We start from the raw sequence: 2512 nt of genomic DNA, 5'->3' as shown, positions 1-2512 counted from the left end.
CAGGAGAACTGCTCGACCTGCGAGACACCGAACACGTCGTCCTCACCCGGATCGGCGAAATCGATCGCCTTCCCGCCCGACGTCATCGGCAGCAGGCCACCGAGGGACGTGCCGCCGTCGGCGTTGCGCTTGAACCAGATGTTCGGGAACGCCAGGAACCGGTGCCACGCCACGCTCATGTCGGCGTTCAGCGACACCACGATCATCCAGATGAACGAGACACTGACCTTGATGCCGGCGAACAGGTAGACCAGCGTCTCGAGCGTGCTCTCGCTCAGCCCGTCGAAGGCCATCACCAGCGGGTAGGAGGCGAAGAACGCCGGCTCGTAGCTGTCGACGTGGTGCATCGCGCCTTCCAGGCCGCGCAGCACGTAGATGACGGTGCCGATCGTCAGGATGACGTACTCCACGAAGTACGCCTGCCAGGCCGTCGATCCGGCGAAGCGGGACTTGCGGCCCGGCCGGGACGGCAGGCTCAGCAGCCGGATCGGGATCAGCACCGCGATGCCCACCGTGGTCATCACCGTGATGAACTCGACGTACATCTCCCACGGCAGGAACCCGCCCAGCAGCGGCAGCTGGAAGTCCGCCACGAACAACTGCCCGATCGCCTGCCCCAGGATCGGGATCAGGGTCAGGAACCCGATCGCCACGAACCAGTGCGCGAAGCCCACGACACCCCAGCGGTTCATCCGCGTATGGCCGAGGAACTCCCGTACCAGCGTCACACTCCGCTGATACGGACCGTCCGTCCGCGCCCCGGCCGGCAACGGCGCACCGAGCCGGAAGAACCGGAAGAACTGGGCGATGACCCGGGCGAACAGGGCCGAGCCGATCACTGTCAGGACCAGCGACACGATGATCGCGGCGAGTTGCATGCGGGGGCTCCTCGAGACTGCCGAGCTCAGTGAGACCGCCCAGCTTAATTACTAAGCGGTAACTTATGCAGTTCGTTCGAGAGTACCCACTTGTCGCGCCGCGTCGCAGTGTCTTGGACGGTGATCTGCGCCGCTCGTCCGTCAGTTGACGTGCAGGGGGCGTCCCCGGCCCGTGCGCTCGGCGGACAGCGGGGCCCCGGCGGGCAGCTGGTGCTCGGGCACGAGCGGCGTCTCGGGCGCGGCCACAAGGATGGACTGCTGGAGCCTGCGCAGCCGCGCCGAGGGCTCGAGGCCCAGGTCCCGTACGAGGGTGCTGCGCAGCCGGTGGTAGACGTCGAGGGCCTCGCCGCGTCGGCCGGAGCGGTGCAGCGCCAGCATGAACTGGGCGTGCAGGTTCTCGTGGGTGCGGTAGCGCCGGGTCAACACGGTCAGCTCCGCGAGCAGTTCACGGTGCCGGCCGAGCCGCAGGTCCGCCTCGATCCGCTGGTCCAGGGCGCACAGCCGGCTCTCCTCGAGCCGCTGGGCCTCCATCTCCAGCTGCGCACCGGTCTGGACATCGGCGAAGGCCGAGCCGGTCCACAGGGCGAGGGCGTCGGACAGCAGCCGCGCGGCGTCCTTGAAGTCCCCGGCGTCCATGGAGCGGTAGCCCATGCCCGCGAGCCGGTCGAACTCCTTGACGTCGCTCGTGCCCCCGCCGGAGACGAGCATGTAGCCGCCGGGCGAGGTGACCAGGACGTCCTTGGCGCTGCGTCCGGTGCCCTGCGGCTCACCGGACGCTTCCTTCTCCAGGGCCGCGGTGATGAGGTCGCGCAGTTGCAGCACATAGGTCTGCAACGTGGTGCGCGCGCTGCGCGGCGGCTGACCCGCCCACAGTTCGTCGATGAGTGCGGAGACCGGCACCACCTGATCGGCGTGCAGCGCCAGAAGCGCGAGCACTTGCCGGGGCTTCGGCGCGGTAGGTGTGATGGACACCTCGTTCTCCCTGACGTCCAATACGCCCAGTACCTCGATGCGCACGCCAATCCCCCTAGTTGAGTGTGCTGGTGTCCTGCACCTCACGAGTACAAAACAGGCCACACGGTTTGTCAATACCAAACCAGTTACGCGGTTTTGTTGCATCGTGCAGCAGAATCGTGCAAGCGTTCGCAAAACGCGCTCTGACCTGTGGGTTTATTGGGTTCAAGGTCCATCCGACCGCCCACTTCACGGCCGAACATTGGTCGACTCTCGTGAAGATGTGCCAGATTAAACGGGCGATCGGGGCATCCCGCCGGATGCCCTCAAGCAAGATAACAGACTCTCTGTGCGGTTTGACGGAGGCGCGCCGGACGGCTCGAGGCGGCCCCGAGGGGCGTCCGGGGCTCGCGACCACCGCGAAAGGGCCGGACGGCGTCCTACGCTCGTCCGGCCCCGGAGTCCGTACGGGTCGTCAGGTTCGTACGGACATCACGCTCATGGCGTCACTGCGGAGGGTTGCCGTGCTTGCGGGAGGGCAGGGCGGCGTGCTTCTTCCGCAGCATGGTCAGGGACCTGATGAGCACCTCGCGGGTCTCGGCGGGGTCGATGACGTCGTCGACCAGGCCGCGCTCGGCGGCGTAGTACGGGTGCATCAGCTCCGCCTTGTACTCCTTGAC

The 2512-nt window shown here is 67.0% G+C and carries 2 protein-coding genes and 1 pseudogene; all 3 read right to left on the bottom strand.

The features are described from left to right. A pseudogene (locus ACZ6SQ_RS38305) lies at positions 1 to 878 on the bottom strand (Fe-S oxidoreductase); the annotation flags it as partial. Between the two features lie 141 nt (positions 879 to 1019). After that, complete coding sequence (locus ACZ6SQ_RS38300) at positions 1020 to 1895, bottom strand: AfsR/SARP family transcriptional regulator (RefSeq protein ID WP_469570665.1); 876 nt, start codon at positions 1893 to 1895, stop codon at positions 1020 to 1022. Between the two features lie 443 nt (positions 1896 to 2338). Continuing rightward, positions 2339 to 2512 (bottom strand): carboxyl transferase domain-containing protein (locus tag ACZ6SQ_RS38295; RefSeq protein WP_469570668.1); only part of this gene is annotated, 174 nt, incomplete at its 5' end.

This window comes from Streptomyces sp. NPDC048600 (assembly GCF_055587025.1).
This window is presented reverse-complemented; position numbering and strand designations above follow the sequence as displayed.